The following is a 16,831-nucleotide window of genomic DNA, read 5'->3' as shown; positions in this document are numbered from 1 at the left end:
CTTTGCAACAAAGATTCTTGAGGATTCTAACAAAGTTTTTGTGAGATAATACTGAACTCAAACCATATGACTTTGTTAAATTAACAGAGGAAAAGAGAAAGAGGAGTTATAGAATTTTTGTTGAAAAAGGAGGGTTGATATATGAGTACAGTTTTAATAATGATAGCACTGGCAATTGTTTTTGTTGGACTTTCGTTTGCAGGCCTTGCATTGAAAAGTTTCTTTAAAAAAGATGCCACATTGACCACCTGCAGTGGTGGCTCCTGTGCCTGTAAAACAGCAGGTAGTTGTAGTACCGATACTGCTGATAGTTAATAATAAATAGTCTGGTTTAGTTTTAATACGATGGGGTGAATCGCACCGGGATGTATTGGAATATCGAAATTGAATAAATTATTCAACGATATATTTGTCAAATCCTTCCGTCCAGGTGACATTCATCCCATCTTCTGTATCATAGATGAAGCACCCGTCCAGTTCCGGATGCTTTTTTAAAAGCTCCAGACTTTTGTCAAGCCCCATAACCATGCAAGCCGTTGCAAAGGCATCTGCAGTCATGCAATCATCTGAAATGATTGATGCACTCAAAAGCGTATGATCTACTGGGTTTCCTGTCTTTGGATTAATCGTATGAGCATATTTCTGTCCGGTTTCTTCGTCAATGTAAAACTGGCGATAATTGCCACTGGTAGCCAGTGCCTGACCCGATAATCCTATGATCAGCTGGATTTCCCTGTTTGAGGCAGAAGGGTCATCAATTGGCCTGTCTATGCCAACTCTCCATTTAGTATTTCTGGTGTTAAGTCCTTTGGTGGTTACCTCACCGCCAATTTCAACCAGATAATTATTGCAACCATTACGTTCCAATACGCTTGCAGCAACATCAACGCCATAGCCTTTGGCAATAGCAGAGGCATCCAGCATTACTTCTTTCTTGTCTTTGTATATGAAATCTTCTTTCATTTCAACATGCTCCATGCCTATTAAGGTCAGCAGTGAATCGATGGTGGACGGGGTCATTCTTTGCCTGTTGGTAAAGCCAAATCCCCATGCATTGACCAGTGGCGCTACTGTCATGTCAAAAGCTCCATTAGTTTTCCGGGTTATATCCTGAGCAGAAGAAAAAACGTTCCTGAAATGTGCATCTGTTGTGGCTTTGTTATCAGACCTGTTGAACAAGGAAATGACCGAAGTGGAATCGTAAGTGGATAAAGACTGGTTTACTGAATCAAGGGCAGCCAATACTTTATTCTGTAAATCCTTTCCTTCCGGACTTTCATAGGTGAGATGGTAAAAGGTGCCAAATACCCGGCCCTGGTTTTTTATCCATTTTGAGTTATCCTGACAGGAGGTAAATACCAACAGGATTAAAGCAAGAATTGAAAAGGACTTCATGGATGTGAGTTTTGTTTATCGGAGGTGCTAAATTACAATACTTCGTTGAGTTTTTACAAATAATTGAAAAAGAGTTGTTTAAGGATTGATGGCATGTTGCTCAACTCTCTAGTAATAAAAACTTTGCAAACACCCTCTCTACAATTAGGCTTTATTTATCTAACTATTCAGACATAAAAAAACCCCGGTAGAACCGGGGCTTTATACGTTTTATGATCCAAAATCATCAAATGCAATCATTTCCTCCGGGACTCCCAGATCGTAAAGCATTTTTTGAACTGCAGCATTCATCATAGGTGGTCCGCAGAGATAATATTCAATCTCTTCGGGCTCTTCATGTTTACTCAGGTATTCTTCAAAAATCACTGAGTGAATGAATCCTGTTGAACCTTCCCAGTTATCTTCGGGCAATGGCTCAGAAAGTGCAATTTTGAAATCGAAATTGTCAAATTTCTGCTCTATGTCACGGAAATCTTCTTCATAAAAGATTTCTCGTTTTGATCGGGCTCCGTACCAAAATGTGGCCTTACGATCGGTCTCAAGTGTATGGAACAGATGGAAGATGTGCGAACGCATAGGGGCCATTCCGGCACCACCGCCAATGAACATCATCTCCTTCTTGGTGTCTTTGATAAAGAACTCTCCATAAGGTCCTGAAATGGTTACTTTGTCACCTGGCTTACGTGAGAAGATGAAAGAGGAACAAATACCCGGGTTGATTTTCTGGAAACCGCCGTTTACCCTGTCAAATGGGGGAGTGGCAATACGGATATTCAACATGATGATGTTGTTCTCGGCGGGATGGTTAGCCATTGAATAAGCACGGAATGTAGGTTCCGGATTCTTCATTTTCAGATCAAACATGTTGAACTTCTCCCAGTCACCACGGAATTCTTCTTCCACTTCAATGTCCTGGAAATCCACTTCAATCTTAGGAACGTCAATCTGAATGTAACCACCCGATTTGAAATCAAGAGTTTCTCCTTCAGGAAGCTGAACCACAAATTCCTTGATAAAAGTAGCCACGTTCTTGTTGGAAACAACTGTACATTCCCACTTCTGGATACCCAGAATTTCCTGTGGAATTTCCATTTTAAGATTGTCCTTTACTTTAACCTGACAAGCCAGTCGCCAGTCGTTGGCCTGCTCTTTACGGGTGAAATAGCCCGTCTCTGTAGGCAAAATGGATCCGGCTCCGTCATGAACCTGACAGCGGCACATGGCGCAGGTACCTCCACCACCACAGGCAGAAGGAAGGAATATTTTATTTTCTCCAAGAGCTGAGAGAAGTGTCTGACCACTTTCAACTTCTAATTCTTTTTCTCCTTCATTGATATCAATCGTGACTTTCCCGGAAGGAGTCAGTTTTTTCTTCGCATAAAGAAGAATCGAAACCAGCATAATAATGACTATCAGGAAGACAATCGCACTGGTTATGATTACCGGGAGTGAAATAGCTAGTATATTCATTTTCGAGTGCTCTTTTTAAAGTTGAATACCCATAAAACTCATGAATGCGATACCCATCAGACCTGTAATGATGAATGTGATTCCCAGACCTCTTAGCGGGGCCGGAACATCAGAGTATCTGATTTTTTCGCGAATAGCGGCAATACCCACAATGGCCAATAACCAACCAATACCGGAACCCAGTCCGAAAACTGAAGCTTCAGCAATATTGGCATATTCACGTTCCTGCATGAAAAGTGATCCACCGAGGATGGCGCAGTTTACAGCTATCAGCGGGAGGAAAATTCCCAGGGAAGTGTAAAGTGCCGGGGCAAATTTTTCAACAATCATTTCTACCAGCTGCACCATGGATGCAATAACAGCAATAAACATGATGAAGCTAAGGAACCCTAAATCGATGTTGGCGAAATCTTCTCCTAACCAGGCAAGGGCACCTTCTTGCAATACGTAATTTTCCAGCAGATAGTTGGCCGGTACGGTAATACCAAGCACAAATATAACTGCCACTCCGAGTCCAAATGATGTCTTAACGGTTTTGGAAACCGCAAGGTAAGAACACATACCCAGGAAATAGGCAAAGATCATGTTCTCAATAAAAATGGACTTAACAAATATGTTTAGCAGATTTTCCATTTCTCTGTGATTATTTGTTTGCTTTTTGTTTTATCCGGTTCTTTTGAAGAACCTCTTTGAAATATCGGCTTTCTCTCCGACGTTAGCTAACGTCTACCAGGTCTTTGTTTTTAGAACGCTGAACCCAAATGATAATTCCCACGGTAATCAATGCCATTGGGGGAAGGATCATCAATCCGTTGTTCACGTAACCCCATTCGTACATGATATCGGGTACAATCTGAACCTCGCCAAAGCCAGGGAAAGTAAGATTTCCGGTTCCAAAGAGTTCACGGACAAATCCAACAATGATTAGAATCAGCCCGTAACCGGCGGAGTTTCCAATACCATCCAATACTGCCGGCCAGGGCTTATTTCCCAAAGCAAAAGCTTCCAGGCGCCCCATGATAATGCAGTTGGTAATAATCAGACCCACGAAAACAGAAAGCTGTTTACTTACTTCATAGGCGAAAGCTTTCAAAATCTGGTCTACCAAAATCACCAGAGAAGCAACTACAGTCAGCTGCACAATAATCCTGATTCTGGATGGAATTGTATTCCTTAAAAGTGATATAATAAGGTTTGAAAAAACTAGTACAAACACCACCGAGAGTGACATCACGATGGAGGGTTCAAGTTTTGCGGTTACCGCCAGTGCAGAGCAAATACCAAGTACCTGGACGGTAATCGGGTTTTGCGCGCCGAGCGGTGTTGTAATCAACTTCAGGTTCTTCGACGAGAACAAAGGTTCTTTCTCACTACTCATAGTTCCCTCTTTTTATTTTTTTAAAAATGCTTCGTAACCATTAAAATAATTCATCAGCATGGTCTCCAGACCCTGGCTGGTGATGGTACCTCCCGAAATAGCATCCACGCTATGTGGTGCATCGTCCGGGGCACCGCCTTTTACCACCTGAACAGAAACCAACTCCTCATCATCGAAGATTGATTTGCCTTTAAACTGCTGCTGAAAAGCATCGTTGGCAATTTCGGCACCCAATCCGGGAGTTTCTCCCTTGTGGTCAAAAGTGGCACCAAAAATGGTTTGTTTATCCTGATTTAGGGCAATATATCCCCAAATTGGCCCCCAAAGACCTTTTCCACGTACAGGTAATATGTATTTTACTTCTCCGTTGTCGAGATGGCACTCGTAAACCGGGTACTGACGCTCAGGCAAAGGTTTGCGTACTTCTTTGCTTAAGTCTACATTAAAAGCTGCCTGAGGACTTGCATCCTGTCGGTCACCTTCATAGTTTACAATGTAGCTCTTGTCTCCGATATATTCCTCGTATTTGTCGGCTACATTGGCTGTGGTACTCTCAATGCTAACCGATTTTAGAATATCAATCATTTTAGCCTCTTCTTCGTTCTGCTTCTGAATAGGGCCAAGGGCCTCCGCAACAAATGCGAGAATCGTGGCCACAACGATTACCATTACCGAAGCATAAAGAAAAGTATATTTATTTCCTTGTCTGTCCATTTTATCAATTGTTATGCGTTTACACTTGCTCTTTTCAGACGTCGTTTTATGTTACCTTCCACTACGAAATGGTCAATCAAAGGTGAAAAGGTGTTCATTAACAGGATTGCCAGCATAACACCTTCCGGATATGCAGGGTTGAATACCCTTATCATGATACTAAATACACCAATGAGAAATCCGTAGATGTATTTTCCACGGGCGGTGCGTGTCGCCGATACCGGATCGGTAGCCATAAATACAGCACCAAAAGCAAAGCCACCAAGAACCAAATGGTGCAGGGCGGGGATTTGCATCAATGGAGTGGAACCAATTGCATTGAAGCCAAGAGCCATTACAAAACCACCAATAAAGACTGACAGCATAATGCGCCAGCTACCAACGCCCGTGTAAATAAGAATACCCGCTCCAATTAATATGGCAAGTGTGGATGTTTCTCCAATGGAACCCGGAATAAATCCAAGGAAACTGTCAATTAAAGAGAACTTGTCAATGTTTCCGGATGTAACAGCAGCACCTAATGCTGTGGCTCCTGAAAACCCGTCAACAATGCCTTCTCCGCTTGTTAGTCCGCTGATCCAGATGGTGTCTCCTGACATGAAGGCAGGATAAGCAAAGAACAGAAAAGCCCTTGCAAGCAATGCGGGGTTCCAGATGTTCATCCCTGTTCCACCAAAGACTTCTTTACCAATGATCACGGCAAATGCGGTGGCTACGGCCACCATCCAAAGTGGAATGTCTACGGGCAATACAAGAGGAATCAGCATTCCTGATACCAGGAAACCTTCATTAACCTCGTGTCCGCGAAGTTGGGCGAAAATAAATTCGATGATCAAACCGGTACCGTAAGATACTACTATGATTGGAAATACTTTTAGAAATCCATGTAGTACCATTGGCCAGAATTCGGGGTCCTGACCGGTTGCCATAAAGTGCTGGTAACCTGCATTCCATAATCCGAAAAGCAGAGCAGGCACCATTGCCAGAACAACGGTCGCCATGGTACGTTTCATATCCATAGCATCGCGCACATGCACTCCGTTTTTGTTGGTCGTATTGGGAACAAACAAAAGCGTCTCGAATGCATCGAACGTAGAGTGCAGCTTCTCAAACTTCCCACCTTTTTCAAAGTGAGGTTTGATGTTATCTATTAAATTTCGTAATGCCTTCATTCGAAAGTATCTGTTTTTTATGTTATCGAACTCTTGTTTCAGCTTCTCACTCTGCTGAGTGATAATTTACTTGCTGAAACAAAGAGCCGGTACCTGATTAGCCCAGCTCTTTTATCATTAAATCAATTCCGTCGCGAAGAATCTTCTGCAAATTCAGCTTGGAGGTACAAACAAATTCACACAAGGCCAGATCTTCTTCTGCCAACTCATAGATCCCAAGTTGTTCCATTTTGTCAATGTCTTCAACCAGTATGGATTTGATGAGCTGTTCGGGCAGAATATCCATGGGAAGTACCTTATCATACTCTCCGGATACAACAATGGCTCTTTTGCCTCCTTGCATATTTGCATTCAAACGGTATCTTTTATTGGGGCGCAACCAGCTGAAAAATGATCTGGAAACACTGAACTTATTAAAACCGGGAGCTGCCCAGCCCATAAATTCGTATTCATCTCCTTCAGGGATCGCTGTAATCTGTGAGTGATAAAACCCAACGTAACCGTCATCACTTATTTGTGATCCGGTAAGAACATTTCCACTGATAAGGCGGACATTTTCATTGGGATTCAAATTATCTTTGATATAGGGCTCAACACAGGCGCCCAGGCGAGAGTGGAAATAAGCTGGCTTTTTTACTTCTGAGCCCGCAACTACCAATGTGCGATCGAAATCGGGCTTTCCTGTAGTGAAAAGCTTTCCGATAGAGGCCACTTCCTGGGGCTGAATAGTCCAAATCAGGTCTCCTTTATTGATAGGCATAACCTGTCCGATCTGGATACCAACATTACCGGCAGGGTGAGGGCCTTTGAACCTGTGGAGTTCAACACCTTTGGTGTTGGTGAAAACTTTCGAGGCCGCTTCGTCGTTTACGCCAATGTGAATGTTGTCGCTTAATTTTTTAAGAATATCAATTCCTGCCTGGAATTCATTCTCTTTGCCGGTCATGACAAAATCGAAGTCGGGAGCAAGGGGAGCTGTATCGAACCCGGAAATGAAAATGGCTTTCGGGGTATCTCCTGTTCTTGCAATAATGTCGTAGGGGCGTTGCCGTAAGTAAGCCCATGCACCGGCTTCCTGTAGTCTGGTAACAATAGCTTCGCGACTTAAGTCGGCAATGCTCTCAACACCGAAGTCCACGGCTTCATCCTTGCCATCCGATTTTACAACAACTTCCAGAATTTTTCGTCGCTCACCACGGATCACCGCAGTGAGTTCTCCACTAACTGGTGAAACGAACTTTACATCGGGTTGATACTTGTCGAAAAACAATACTGAACCGGCCTTTACCTTTTCGCCTTCTTTGATGACCATTTTAGGAACTACACCGTGAAAATCGGTGGGTTTAATGGCAAACAAATCGGGCAGCTGGGCCTGGCTGAAGACATTGTCAGCTTTGCCTTTGAGCCGTATGTCCAACCCTTTTTTTATTTTGATTACCTCAGACATGTTTGATAAACGGTTTTTGAATTTGTCTGCAAAAATAGTTAAATTTATTACTTTAGACCACTGTTAAGGTTATTGAAACCACTTCAAAATGAGCATTTATATATTTTTTACACTGGGCAAACAAATTGTACAAACCTTTGGTTCTAATTATTTGCGCAAATATTTCTTTATTTTATTATTTCTTTTTTGGGGATGCTTTTCTCCGGCATTACTTTCACAAACTTTAAGAAATTTTTCCAATCCGGAACGTGTAGATGAAAATATTAAAACTGTTCGTTTTCATCGTCAGGGATGGCCAATGTCTTATCCTTTAATTGAATTAAACTCCAACCAGAAGTTGGTGTTGTCTTTTGATGAGCTGGGAACTGAAATTAAAAATTACCATTATTCGATTGAATTTTGTGACGAGGACTGGAGTTCATCGCAGCTTATGCGGACCGAATATTTCAGAGGCAATGAGTTTTTGACGGTGGAGGACTACCGGAGGTCCTTCAATACTACTTTTGACTACGTACATTATGAACTGGTTTTTCCAAACAACGAAGCATCTGTACTAAAATCCGGCAATTACCTTATTAAGGTTTTTGAAAATTTTGACCGGGATAACCCTTTGCTGGTGAAGCGATTTATGGTCAATGAACAAAAGGTGACCATTGAGCCTGATGTGAAATATACCATGCAATCAACCGGGAGAAATCATTACCAGGAAATAGATTTTGAAGTTTCTCATCCCGGAATTACTATTATGGACCCGGCGAATGAAATAAAGGTGACAGTAATACAGAATGGTAGAACTGACAATGCCGTAACAGGTTTACCCCCATTGTTTTTCGGGAATGATAAAATGGATTTCAACTATAACCGTGAGGTGGTTATGGAAGGTGGAAATGAGTTCCGATGGGTTGATTTAAGAAGTTTTCGTTTTCAATCCGATCATATTGAGGACATTACTTTTTCTGATCCTTTTTACCATGTGGATGTTTTTACCGATCAGGCTGCCGCAGGCAAGCCGTATTATTACCATCAGGATTTTAACGGGCGTTACTATATTGAAGTTCAGGAAGAGCAGGATCCGGATGTCTCTTCTGATTATGCTTTTGTGCATTTTTCATTAAAATGGGAGCCACCCCTTGGCGGAAAAGAAGTTTATTTGATGGGGGGCCTTACCAATTGGATGCTGAATGATGAAAACAGGATGAAATATGATTTTGAGAATGATTCGTATACCTTGACCTTGTTGCTAAAACAAGGTTATTATAATTATCAATTTCTGGTAAAAGGTCAAAGTGATTCCATTGGATCTGTAATGCCCATCGAGGGGAGCTTTGGGCGCACTGAAAATGATTATCTTATTTTGGTTTATTATCGCTCCGCCGGAGCCAGATACGACAGGTTAATCGGAGCAGAAGTTGCCAATTCTGTGAATCGGTGATTATTCATAGTAGCCGCTTTTTCTGAACCTGCTGTATCCATAGCCGTATCCGTAACGGTTTACGGGGCTGTAATTGTTTAATATTTTTACATCATTGACTACCAGTCCGGCATTCTTTATCCGCTGAGACTCTGAAAGGTGGTTGATGAATTCAATGGCCTGTTTTCTGGAAACCCCCTGTCTAAGGATAAAAAGGTTTAGGTCAGTGGCTTCTGTGATTAATAAGGTATCGGCAACAAGTGCCAGCGGCGGGGTATCCAGAATGATAAAATCAAAATTCTTTTTCGCTTCTGCCATAAAAGCGTTCATTTCTTCAGATTGCAAAAGCTCCGCGGGATTTGGTGGAATAGGGCCGGAAGGGATGACGTAAAGCCCTTCCACGCTTGATTCAACCACTGCGCTGTTAAAACCGGAGGTGCCAATTAACAGATTACTCAGACCTTTTTTATTGTCAATGTTGAATTCTGTGTGTGTTTGTGGTTTCCGTAAATCCATACCAACAACCAAAACTTTCTTTCCTGTGATCGCCAGAATGGCCCCCAGATTGGCTGAACAGAATGATTTCCCTTCACCCGAGATGGAAGATGTTAAAGCAATGACAGCAGGAGACTTTTGTTTGCCGATCATAAAATCAATGTTTGTGCGCAGCGCCCTGAATGATTCTGCAAGGGGGGAACGCGGGTATTCAATGACCGGTAGTTTTTTACTGGACATGCTGTGCTCAATATGTCCCAAAACCGGCACGGCTGAATACTCCTCAATATTGAACCGGCTGTTGATCCGGGTGTTTAAGCTGTCGCCTAATATCAGCGTTATGCCGGGAATTAAAAGCCCCAGAAGTCCGGCAATGATCAGATTGGCCATGGGGCGCGGGGCCGTTTTGTAAGTGGTTTGCTTCAGAGCGGGATCTATTATTTTGTGATCGGAAACGTTGGATGCCAGTGCAATTCCTGCCTCGGAGCGTTTTTGTAAAAGAAATGTATATATATTGTCATTCAGCTGAAAATCCCTCTGAATATTTATGTATTCTCTTTCCGTTCCGGGCAACCGCCTGATTTGCTTGTTAACCTCTTCTATCTGTTTGTTGATTTCCTCAATTTCAATTTGAGTGGTATTAATGATGTTTCTGACGTTCTCAATGAGTGCTTGCCTGATTGATTCAATCTCACTGGTAATTTGTTGTACCTGCGGGCTGTTTTTCCGCGCTGTCATAAGCAACCGGTTTCTTTGGGAATAAGCTTCTCCAAGCCGGTTTACAAGGTTGTTTAGCGATTGGTCAGAAATTCCCATAGTACTGGGCACAATCACATCGTCAAATTCATTTTGGTTTTGAATGTAATCGTATAAGTAGTCGTAGTATTTCGACATACGTTGGATATTGCTTTTCTGAGTGACTAATGACTCCAGCTTTTCCATTGCATAATTGCCTTCAGTACTGATGTTGATGACTTTGTTTTTTGCCCTGAATTTTTGGAAATTAGACTCAGCTTCCTGTAGTGAGTCTGAAATGCCACTTATTTGCTGATCAATAAAGTCAATGGTGGCACTGGCAATGCGGTTTTTTTCCTCCAGGCCTCTCGCTATAAACGAGCGGGCATGTTGATTTAGAAAAGTCGTAACAATGTCGGGATGTGCCCCTTCAAGGTTTAATTCAAGAATGGAAGCGTCATCGTAATAGAAATCTACTTCCAGATTATTTCTGTATTTCGAAACCAAATTTTGAATGTTATTAAACTCGAAGCTGTAGTCGTTCTTGTAGTAAGAAGATTCTTTGGAAAAGAGTTCCGGGGCGTATTTGTTTCTTAAATGAACAGAAAAGGAGAAGTAGGGGCTCTTGATCTTATTTCCAAAATTAAATGTGTCGGTTTGTGCTATCTGTTTTCCATTAATGCTGGCTTCAAATTCTAAAAGGTACTGTTTGGTTGATAATATTCTGACAAAGAAGGGGGCCCCGGTAAGTTGTGGCTTGTTGCCTTCTTTTTGTATCACTATTGGGGATTTATGAAAAATATTTCTGCTGAGTGAGTTGATCCGGCAACAGTCAAAAATACGTGGTACTTTCTTATACGTTATTTCCAGGTTCAGACTCTCAAGTGTTCGTTGAGTTAAGGAAAAAGATTTTAGAATGCCAATTTCATTTCGGATATCATTGTTGGTACTAAATGAAAGATCTCTTACAAGAGCTTCCGCACCTACAGGTTTGTTTTGTCCTGACCGGATCAGTATCGTGCTTTGGCCGTGGTATACGGGGTGCGTAAACTTGTTGATTATAAAGGCGAAGGTCAGCGCAATAATAAGACCGGAAATAAAGAAATACCATTTATCCAGAATTCTCCGAAAAAATTTGACCAGATCCTGTGAACTGCTTCTTGTGAAGTGGTCTTTATTGTTGTTATTATCAAAATTGTCCTTGTAATTCATGGGCTGAAAATCCGGTTTACTGATTGTCAAAATACTGAGCCAGCACAATGATGGTTGTAATAGATGAAAGAATCATGCTCATTGTGGGCAAATTGATTTGAAAAGCCTTGCTCTTAGATGGCTTTACATATATTACATCATTTGGTTTCAGGAAGAACGCCGGGGATGTAAGTAAGTCTTTATTCGTAAGGTCCAGTTGATATGTTACGCGTCCTTCAGGAACAGGACGGATTACCATGATGTTCCGCTTGTCTCCAAGATCAGTGATATCACCTGCTTTTCCTATCGCTTCAAGAATGGTTAATCTGTCGTTGTAATGGCTGTATACACCTGGTCGTGTGACCTCTCCCAAAACGGTGACTTTGTAGTTCAGGAGCCGGACAATAACAGTAGCATCTACTAAATAATTATCTGCAAGTCTCTGTATCTGTTGTTCTGTTTCCTGCAGTGTCAGACCTTTTACTTTCAATTGACCCAGTACCGGGAGTTTAATATTTCCATCATTGTTTACTGTGAAGCCGTTTATGTATTGGTCTGCCTCAGAGCTTAAGGAAGTGCTGAAACCTGAGGTTGGCGTGTTGTTGTATAGAGCAGATATCCCCGGATTTCCGGTCAAAATTCGGACAAAAATTATGTCGTTGGCACTTATCAGGTACTTTTTGGCGGGTTGCTGATAAATCATGGTTGTATCGCGGGTCGAGGCATCTTTAAGATATACCATGTTTTTGGGGCTCTGACACCCGAAAGTGATAAACAATATTGGAAAAATAATGGATAAAAGATGCCTGGAAAATTTTCTTTGCATGTCGGAATACTTTTATTTACAAATTTTTGGGGCTTAGGTTTTTTATGTCTTTTTATCAGTAATAGTCCGTTAAGTTCTTGCAATTAGCTTTGAGTTAATTGTTTACAGGTCAATGGTTTTATGGATTAACGTTCGGATTATTAATTGGTTATGATTTATCTTAAATCTAAAAATCTAACGATCTATTGATCAGGGTATTTCACCTTTTTATGCTGTTTTGGGATAGCTGCCAAAAAATATTTATTACCAAAATTGCATTTAATGCCAGCACTGTAAATCTAATTAATTCATAACCCAATTGCCACAGGATGGTTTAGATGGTGCGTTTTTATTTGATTAACGAAGGATTTTGGAAGGCAAACTTTTGGTGTTATTTTGATTTTTTCCTAATTTAGAACAAAGAGTAATCCGAAAACAAAGATACTCTTTTGCGTGTTGGTATTCTTTACAATTGCTTTCAATTTACTACCTAAATTTATAAAATTTTAATTTAACCAGGGCGCGCTTAAAATTGCCGATAATATTGAACACTAATTTAAAATTGCAAAATAAAATTATTCAGAAACTGTTTAAATTTTGTTTTTGGAAGATGTTTTTGAAGAATTGAGTTCTTAGACAAGTCAAAATTGACACGAATAGCAACGCTATTTAAGGAAATTTTGACGAAGGATAAGAACTCAAGACCAGAAAACATCCCAAAGGATAAAACTTAAAACAGTTTCTCAGATGCAAAGCTTTTTAAAACAACACATAAGTAACCTTGCACTTGAGACAACGAAATTTGCTGGTCAAAAGGACAAACTTTACTTCACCAATAAAATTTCGAAGTATTCCAATAAATCTTCGATTTTTTGGGGTGTAAATTATGCCCTTTTGACTTTTTAGCAAGCCCTGACTAAGTCAGAAGAATAAAGGGATTAAGAAACAATTTCGATAAAAATGGAGTAAAAGATTAAAAAGTTTATGGCTTTTACTTTTATTAATTTTAAAAATGTCATAAGTTTATTGTATAAGACATGTTTTACTCAACTCTCATAAGTAGTGAGTTGTGAATGAATAACTTTATTTGAGATGATTCAACAGAGAAGTCCCCTGCCCAGGTTTATGAATTTAAATTCCGGTGCTGCGGTGTGTTTGTTTATGAAAATATGAAATTAGAGAAAGCACTTCGGGCAAAATGAGTAGTTATGAAAAATCTTGATTTTAATATTTTCCAGCCAACAAAAGCCAATTTGCAACCATCTGCTGGGAGGGTGCTTATTGCAGAGCCTTTTTTGCAGGGACCTTATTTTGGGCGGTCAATCGTACTCATTACCGAGCATAACGAAAAAGGAACGGTTGGTTTTGTTTTAAATAAATCGACAGAACTTTATCCAGATGAGGTTATTGAGGATTTATTAAGCTTTGAAGGGGAGCTTTTTGTTGGAGGCCCTGTTTCGAGTAATACTTTGAGTTTTCTTCACACTTTAGGATCGGTGGTTCCTGGAGCCGTTCAGGTAACACCACATGTATATTGGGGGGGGGATTTTGAGTTTCTGAAAAGAATGATCAACGAAGGAGAAGCCTCAAGCCGGTCTGTTAAGTTTTTTGCGGGTTATAGTGGTTGGGCTCCCGGGCAGTTGGAAGGTGAGATTGCCGAAAACAGTTGGGTGGTATCCACTCTTGATGATGAGTTGATTATGACCCGGGATGTTGAAAATAACTGGGAGAAAGCTATGAAACTAATGGGGGATATCTACAAAACATGGACTAATTTTCCCCGAAACCCTGCTTTTAATTAAATTAACCACCCCAATCTGGGTCAGCCGGGTATCTGGAGTTGAATTGCTTTATTTAACCATCGGGTAATCTCTTTCGGGAGTTTATTGAAGTAGCGCTTTTCTTCAAAAGCCATGACCCACCTGATTCCATTGACAGAATTGGTCAGAAAAACTTCCTCTGCATTTAATAACTCCTCTTTTGAGACACCTCCTGTCTCTTTTATCGCGATACTTTGCGAAGCTGCAAATTGAAGGGTGTTTTTTCTCATAATTCCGTCCACACATCCTGAAGGTAAACCAGGTGTAAACAATTGGCCGTTTTTTGTCCAGAAAAGGTTGGAACTTATGCTTTCTATTAGTTGTTTGTCCTGGTTTTCTATTAAGCAGTCATCCCAGTGCTGTTCATTCTTGTGTAAGCCGGCAAGTACATATGGGGTGCAATTAAGTGTTTTGAAAGACGCAGCAAGATTCCATGTTTTCGGAAATCCGTGAAAAACACCAATTTTTAAACCGTCTTCGTTGAGTTGATATCCTTTCTCCTTCAGTGGAGTGGCTTCCAAAAGCCAGGAGATACTATTGCTTTCAGGGGTGTAGAGGCCTCCTTCTCTTCGGAAGACAGAAAGCCGGACTCTGGCATCGCTAAAAATCCTGTTTCGAACAATTAGTCTTTCAATATGACCTTTAAAAATATCAAGTGGAGGCAAGGCCGCAACAGACATCCTCATAACTGCCATTCCTCTCAGTAACCGCTCATAATGGTCATCAAAAAAGAGAGGAACGGTTTTGTGGCATCGCATGGTTTCAAAAAGGCCATCTCCATAGCGAAAAGCTCTGTTTTCGGAAGAGAAAATAGCTTTTCCGGTTTCGTAAAAATGGCCGTTAAGAATTAGGTATTTCTTGGTTCCGGGAGGCATAAGCTTATTTAGTGCCCGTCTATAAAGCCGGGATAGTGTATTTATTATCACGTGTCTGGTCAGAAAGGCTCAGTTGCAAAGCCTGCCCCGATTTTTCTTCGGGGGCTTGCGAAGCCGCCAAAACGGAGTCCCTAATGCTTCGGGATGAGTGTTTTGTCGGCAAGCGTAACGACGCAAATGGCACTTTATGTACAGACACTTCTATTTAGAAATTAAAGCTGGTCAACTGGTTCAAAAAATGCAAGGCAAGTTTGGGTTCGTACAATAAAGGGAATAAAAGGCCGTAAATCGCACCATAGTAATGTGCATCATGACCAATATTATCAACGTTTTTCCCCGCCATGTATTTCGAGTAGATAATATATAACACGCCGAAAATAATGCCGGGAATAGGAATGATGCCAAACAACAATATTGGGTTATAGGGGTCGAAAAGAATGGAAGTGAAAACTACTGCCGAAACTGCTCCTGACGCTCCTACTGCATTGTAATGGGGATTGTCTTTTTCTTTACTCAGAGTTGCAATGGTAGAAACAATAATGGCACTCACGAATAGAATCAAATAACGTATAGCAGCACCTCCCTCAAAAGCCTGATCAAAATAATAAAGAACGGCACGCCCAAAGGAGAAAAGTACGAACATGTTGATCAACAAATGAATCCAGCTTCCATGAACGAGACCATAAGTAAACATGCGATGAATCTCTTTGCGGTGCACTATCTGCCAGGCATTAAACTGAAGTTTACCCACAATTTCGGGCCGCGAAAATGCGAATATACTTATGGCTGAAATGATGATTATAAGAATAAGGTTAATATCCAGGTTCATATTAAAAATTTTAGTGTGTTCGACAACTATTATATTTGAAAAGAAACAAGAGTTGTTCTGCTTGGTTTAATGCATGATTTTGAAAACAAGCTCCTGTAGGAGGTCTCCCGGTGTTGCGGAGTTGTTGTTAAAACCTTTGGATTTCATATCGTACTCCCGCAAAAGGGAAACTACATGTCGGCTTTTATTCCAGTTAAAACGCCGCGAAGCCATTTGATAGTCTTTTACAAAAAAAGGTGGAATTCCCAACTTGGATGCAATGTTTTGTTGGCTTTTATCTTTTGTGGCAATGTAAAGCAGTAGTTTGCTAAAGAAGGAAAACAAAACCCCAATAGTCATTTGAATGGGATATTCTTTGGGGTTTTGTCCGAATACCCTGGCAATCTGATTGGCTTTAACCACTTCTCCTTTTACAATTGCATTTTGAAGCTCAAACATATTGAAGTCTTTGCTGATTCCAATGTAATCTTCAATATGTTTTGGGGTAATGGTTTTAACATCTGTACCTACCGCTACTTTTAATTTGTCCAGAGCCTTTACGACATTGGTCAGTTTGTTTCCAAGATGATCAACCAGCATTTGGTTGGCCTTAGGTTCAATGGCCAGGCCGATTGATTTGAGATATTTGGAAATCCAGGGACCAACCTGGTTGTCGTAGAGTTTTTTGGTCTCCAGTTTAACAAATTCTTTCTTGTTGAGCGCTTTCCAGACTTTTTTCCGTTTGTCAAATTTGTCGCGATAATTAATGACCAAAATGGTGGTGGGAGCGGGGGCGTTTAAGTAAGATTCCAGAGGATCAAATTTCTTGATGTTTTGAGCCTCTTTTACAATGATAACCTGTTTAGGGGCCATCATGGGGTATCTCCTGGCAGAATGTACCAGATCCACTGCATCCACATCCCGTCCGTATAGAATGGTCTGATTGAAAGGTTTTTCGTCCTCTTTTAATGCATTTTTTGCTATATAATCGGTAATGTAGTCAGCATACCAGGGTTCCTCACCGGTAAGAAAATATACCTGGGCGTAGTTCCCCTGTTTTAAATGTGTTACTATTTCTTCGAATGTCATAAAACCTGCCTTTGAAACGACAAAGT

The 16,831-nt window shown here is 40.9% G+C and carries 15 protein-coding genes; 3 read left to right on the top strand and 12 right to left on the bottom strand.

The window, feature by feature from the left end:
* Positions 1-141 precede the first annotated feature (141 nt).
* Positions 142-315: a hypothetical protein gene (locus DDZ16_RS20850; RefSeq protein WP_198416688.1), complete on the top strand. Its 174-nt coding sequence runs from the start codon at positions 142-144 to the stop codon at positions 313-315.
* A gap of 78 nt (positions 316-393) precedes the next feature.
* Here DDZ16_RS20850 and DDZ16_RS08605 read toward each other — a convergent pair whose 3' ends face one another.
* From DDZ16_RS08605 to DDZ16_RS08575, 7 genes are all read right to left on the bottom strand, one after another.
* The gene (locus DDZ16_RS08605; protein WP_109264041.1) at positions 394-1,395 is read right to left on the bottom strand and encodes an FAD:protein FMN transferase; all 1,002 of its coding nucleotides are present in this window, start codon (positions 1,393-1,395) and stop codon (positions 394-396) included.
* A 210-nt stretch (positions 1,396-1,605) separates the two neighbouring features.
* On the bottom strand, positions 1,606-2,865 hold the full coding sequence (gene nqrF, locus DDZ16_RS08600) for an NADH:ubiquinone reductase (Na(+)-transporting) subunit F (RefSeq protein ID WP_109264040.1): 1,260 nt from the start codon (positions 2,863-2,865) through the stop codon (positions 1,606-1,608).
* A 15-nt stretch (positions 2,866-2,880) separates the two neighbouring features.
* On the bottom strand, positions 2,881-3,498 hold the full coding sequence (nqrE, locus tag DDZ16_RS08595; protein ID WP_109264039.1) for an NADH:ubiquinone reductase (Na(+)-transporting) subunit E: 618 nt from the start codon (positions 3,496-3,498) through the stop codon (positions 2,881-2,883).
* An 82-nt stretch (positions 3,499-3,580) separates the two neighbouring features.
* Positions 3,581-4,243 carry an NADH:ubiquinone reductase (Na(+)-transporting) subunit D gene (locus tag DDZ16_RS08590; RefSeq protein ID WP_109264038.1) on the bottom strand — a complete coding sequence of 221 codons (663 nt, stop codon included), beginning with the start codon at positions 4,241-4,243 and terminating at the stop codon, positions 3,581-3,583.
* A gap of 12 nt (positions 4,244-4,255) precedes the next feature.
* Entirely contained in the window at positions 4,256-4,957 is a 702-nt protein-coding gene (nqrC, locus tag DDZ16_RS08585; protein ID WP_109264037.1) for an NADH:ubiquinone reductase (Na(+)-transporting) subunit C, read from the bottom strand.
* Positions 4,958-4,968: 11 nt separating this feature from the next.
* Entirely contained in the window at positions 4,969-6,129 is a 1,161-nt protein-coding gene (locus DDZ16_RS08580; RefSeq protein WP_109264036.1) for an NADH:ubiquinone reductase (Na(+)-transporting) subunit B, read from the bottom strand.
* Between the two features lie 97 nt (positions 6,130-6,226).
* Positions 6,227-7,576, bottom strand: coding sequence for a Na(+)-translocating NADH-quinone reductase subunit A (locus tag DDZ16_RS08575; RefSeq protein WP_109264035.1), 1,350 nt, complete (start codon positions 7,574-7,576; stop codon positions 6,227-6,229).
* A gap of 88 nt (positions 7,577-7,664) precedes the next feature.
* Between DDZ16_RS08575 and DDZ16_RS08570 the strand changes: the two genes are divergently transcribed.
* Positions 7,665-9,008 carry a type IX secretion system plug protein gene (locus DDZ16_RS08570; protein WP_109264034.1) on the top strand — a complete coding sequence of 448 codons (1,344 nt, stop codon included), beginning with the start codon at positions 7,665-7,667 and terminating at the stop codon, positions 9,006-9,008.
* Here DDZ16_RS08570 and DDZ16_RS08565 read toward each other — a convergent pair whose 3' ends face one another.
* Entirely contained in the window at positions 9,009-11,429 is a 2,421-nt protein-coding gene (locus DDZ16_RS08565) for a GumC family protein (RefSeq protein ID WP_109264033.1), read from the bottom strand.
* 16 nt (positions 11,430-11,445) lie between these two features.
* Positions 11,446-12,234: a polysaccharide biosynthesis/export family protein gene (locus DDZ16_RS08560; protein ID WP_232526591.1), complete on the bottom strand. Its 789-nt coding sequence runs from the start codon at positions 12,232-12,234 to the stop codon at positions 11,446-11,448.
* Positions 12,235-13,421: 1,187 nt separating this feature from the next.
* Here DDZ16_RS08560 and DDZ16_RS08555 point away from each other — a divergent pair.
* Positions 13,422-14,015: a YqgE/AlgH family protein gene (locus tag DDZ16_RS08555; RefSeq protein ID WP_109264032.1), complete on the top strand. Its 594-nt coding sequence runs from the start codon at positions 13,422-13,424 to the stop codon at positions 14,013-14,015.
* Between the two features lie 20 nt (positions 14,016-14,035).
* Here the strand turns inward: DDZ16_RS08555 and DDZ16_RS08550 are convergent, their stop codons facing one another.
* The 3 genes from DDZ16_RS08550 to holA all read right to left on the bottom strand — a co-directional run bounded on the left by DDZ16_RS08550 (position 14,036) and on the right by holA (position 16,805).
* Positions 14,036-14,908: an aminotransferase class IV gene (locus DDZ16_RS08550; RefSeq protein WP_109264031.1), complete on the bottom strand. Its 873-nt coding sequence runs from the start codon at positions 14,906-14,908 to the stop codon at positions 14,036-14,038.
* A 205-nt stretch (positions 14,909-15,113) separates the two neighbouring features.
* Positions 15,114-15,737, bottom strand: a complete 624-nt coding sequence (locus DDZ16_RS08545; protein WP_109264030.1) for a rhomboid family intramembrane serine protease — start codon at positions 15,735-15,737, stop codon at positions 15,114-15,116.
* 66 nt (positions 15,738-15,803) lie between these two features.
* The gene (holA, locus tag DDZ16_RS08540; protein ID WP_109264072.1) at positions 15,804-16,805 is read right to left on the bottom strand and encodes a DNA polymerase III subunit delta; all 1,002 of its coding nucleotides are present in this window, start codon (positions 16,803-16,805) and stop codon (positions 15,804-15,806) included.
* Positions 16,806-16,831: the final 26 nt, after the last annotated feature.

Origin of the sequence: Marinilabilia rubra, from assembly GCF_003121985.1 — a bacterium.
Lineage (GTDB): Bacteria > Bacteroidota > Bacteroidia > Bacteroidales > Marinilabiliaceae > Marinilabilia > Marinilabilia rubra.
The sequence above is the reverse complement of the archived record's forward strand: the minus strand, read 5'-3'. Positions and strand labels throughout refer to the sequence as shown.

Bases quoted from the DNA above. Each gene is read 5' to 3' on its own strand.
- DDZ16_RS08575 (WP_109264035.1), bottom strand. From the start codon at position 7,576: ATGTCTGAGGTAATCAAAATAAAAAAAGGGTTGGACATACGGCTCAAA.
- DDZ16_RS08590 (WP_109264038.1), bottom strand. From the start codon at position 4,243: ATGAGTAGTGAGAAAGAACCTTTGTTCTCGTCGAAGAACCTGAAGTTG.
- DDZ16_RS08550 (WP_109264031.1), bottom strand. From the start codon at position 14,908: ATGCCTCCCGGAACCAAGAAATACCTAATTCTTAACGGCCATTTTTAC.
- nqrE (WP_109264039.1), bottom strand. From the start codon at position 3,498: ATGGAAAATCTGCTAAACATATTTGTTAAGTCCATTTTTATTGAGAAC.
- nqrF (WP_109264040.1), bottom strand. From the start codon at position 2,865: ATGAATATACTAGCTATTTCACTCCCGGTAATCATAACCAGTGCGATT.
- holA (WP_109264072.1), bottom strand. From the start codon at position 16,805: ATGACATTCGAAGAAATAGTAACACATTTAAAACAGGGGAACTACGCC.
- DDZ16_RS08605 (WP_109264041.1), bottom strand. From the start codon at position 1,395: ATGAAGTCCTTTTCAATTCTTGCTTTAATCCTGTTGGTATTTACCTCC.
- DDZ16_RS08545 (WP_109264030.1), bottom strand. From the start codon at position 15,737: ATGAACCTGGATATTAACCTTATTCTTATAATCATCATTTCAGCCATA.
- DDZ16_RS08555 (WP_109264032.1), top strand. From the start codon at position 13,422: ATGAAAAATCTTGATTTTAATATTTTCCAGCCAACAAAAGCCAATTTG.
- DDZ16_RS08560 (WP_232526591.1), bottom strand. From the start codon at position 12,234: ATGCAAAGAAAATTTTCCAGGCATCTTTTATCCATTATTTTTCCAATA.
- DDZ16_RS20850 (WP_198416688.1), top strand. From the start codon at position 142: ATGAGTACAGTTTTAATAATGATAGCACTGGCAATTGTTTTTGTTGGA.
- DDZ16_RS08565 (WP_109264033.1), bottom strand. From the start codon at position 11,429: ATGAATTACAAGGACAATTTTGATAATAACAACAATAAAGACCACTTC.
- DDZ16_RS08570 (WP_109264034.1), top strand. From the start codon at position 7,665: ATGAGCATTTATATATTTTTTACACTGGGCAAACAAATTGTACAAACC.
- nqrC (WP_109264037.1), bottom strand. From the start codon at position 4,957: ATGGACAGACAAGGAAATAAATATACTTTTCTTTATGCTTCGGTAATG.
- DDZ16_RS08580 (WP_109264036.1), bottom strand. From the start codon at position 6,129: ATGAAGGCATTACGAAATTTAATAGATAACATCAAACCTCACTTTGAA.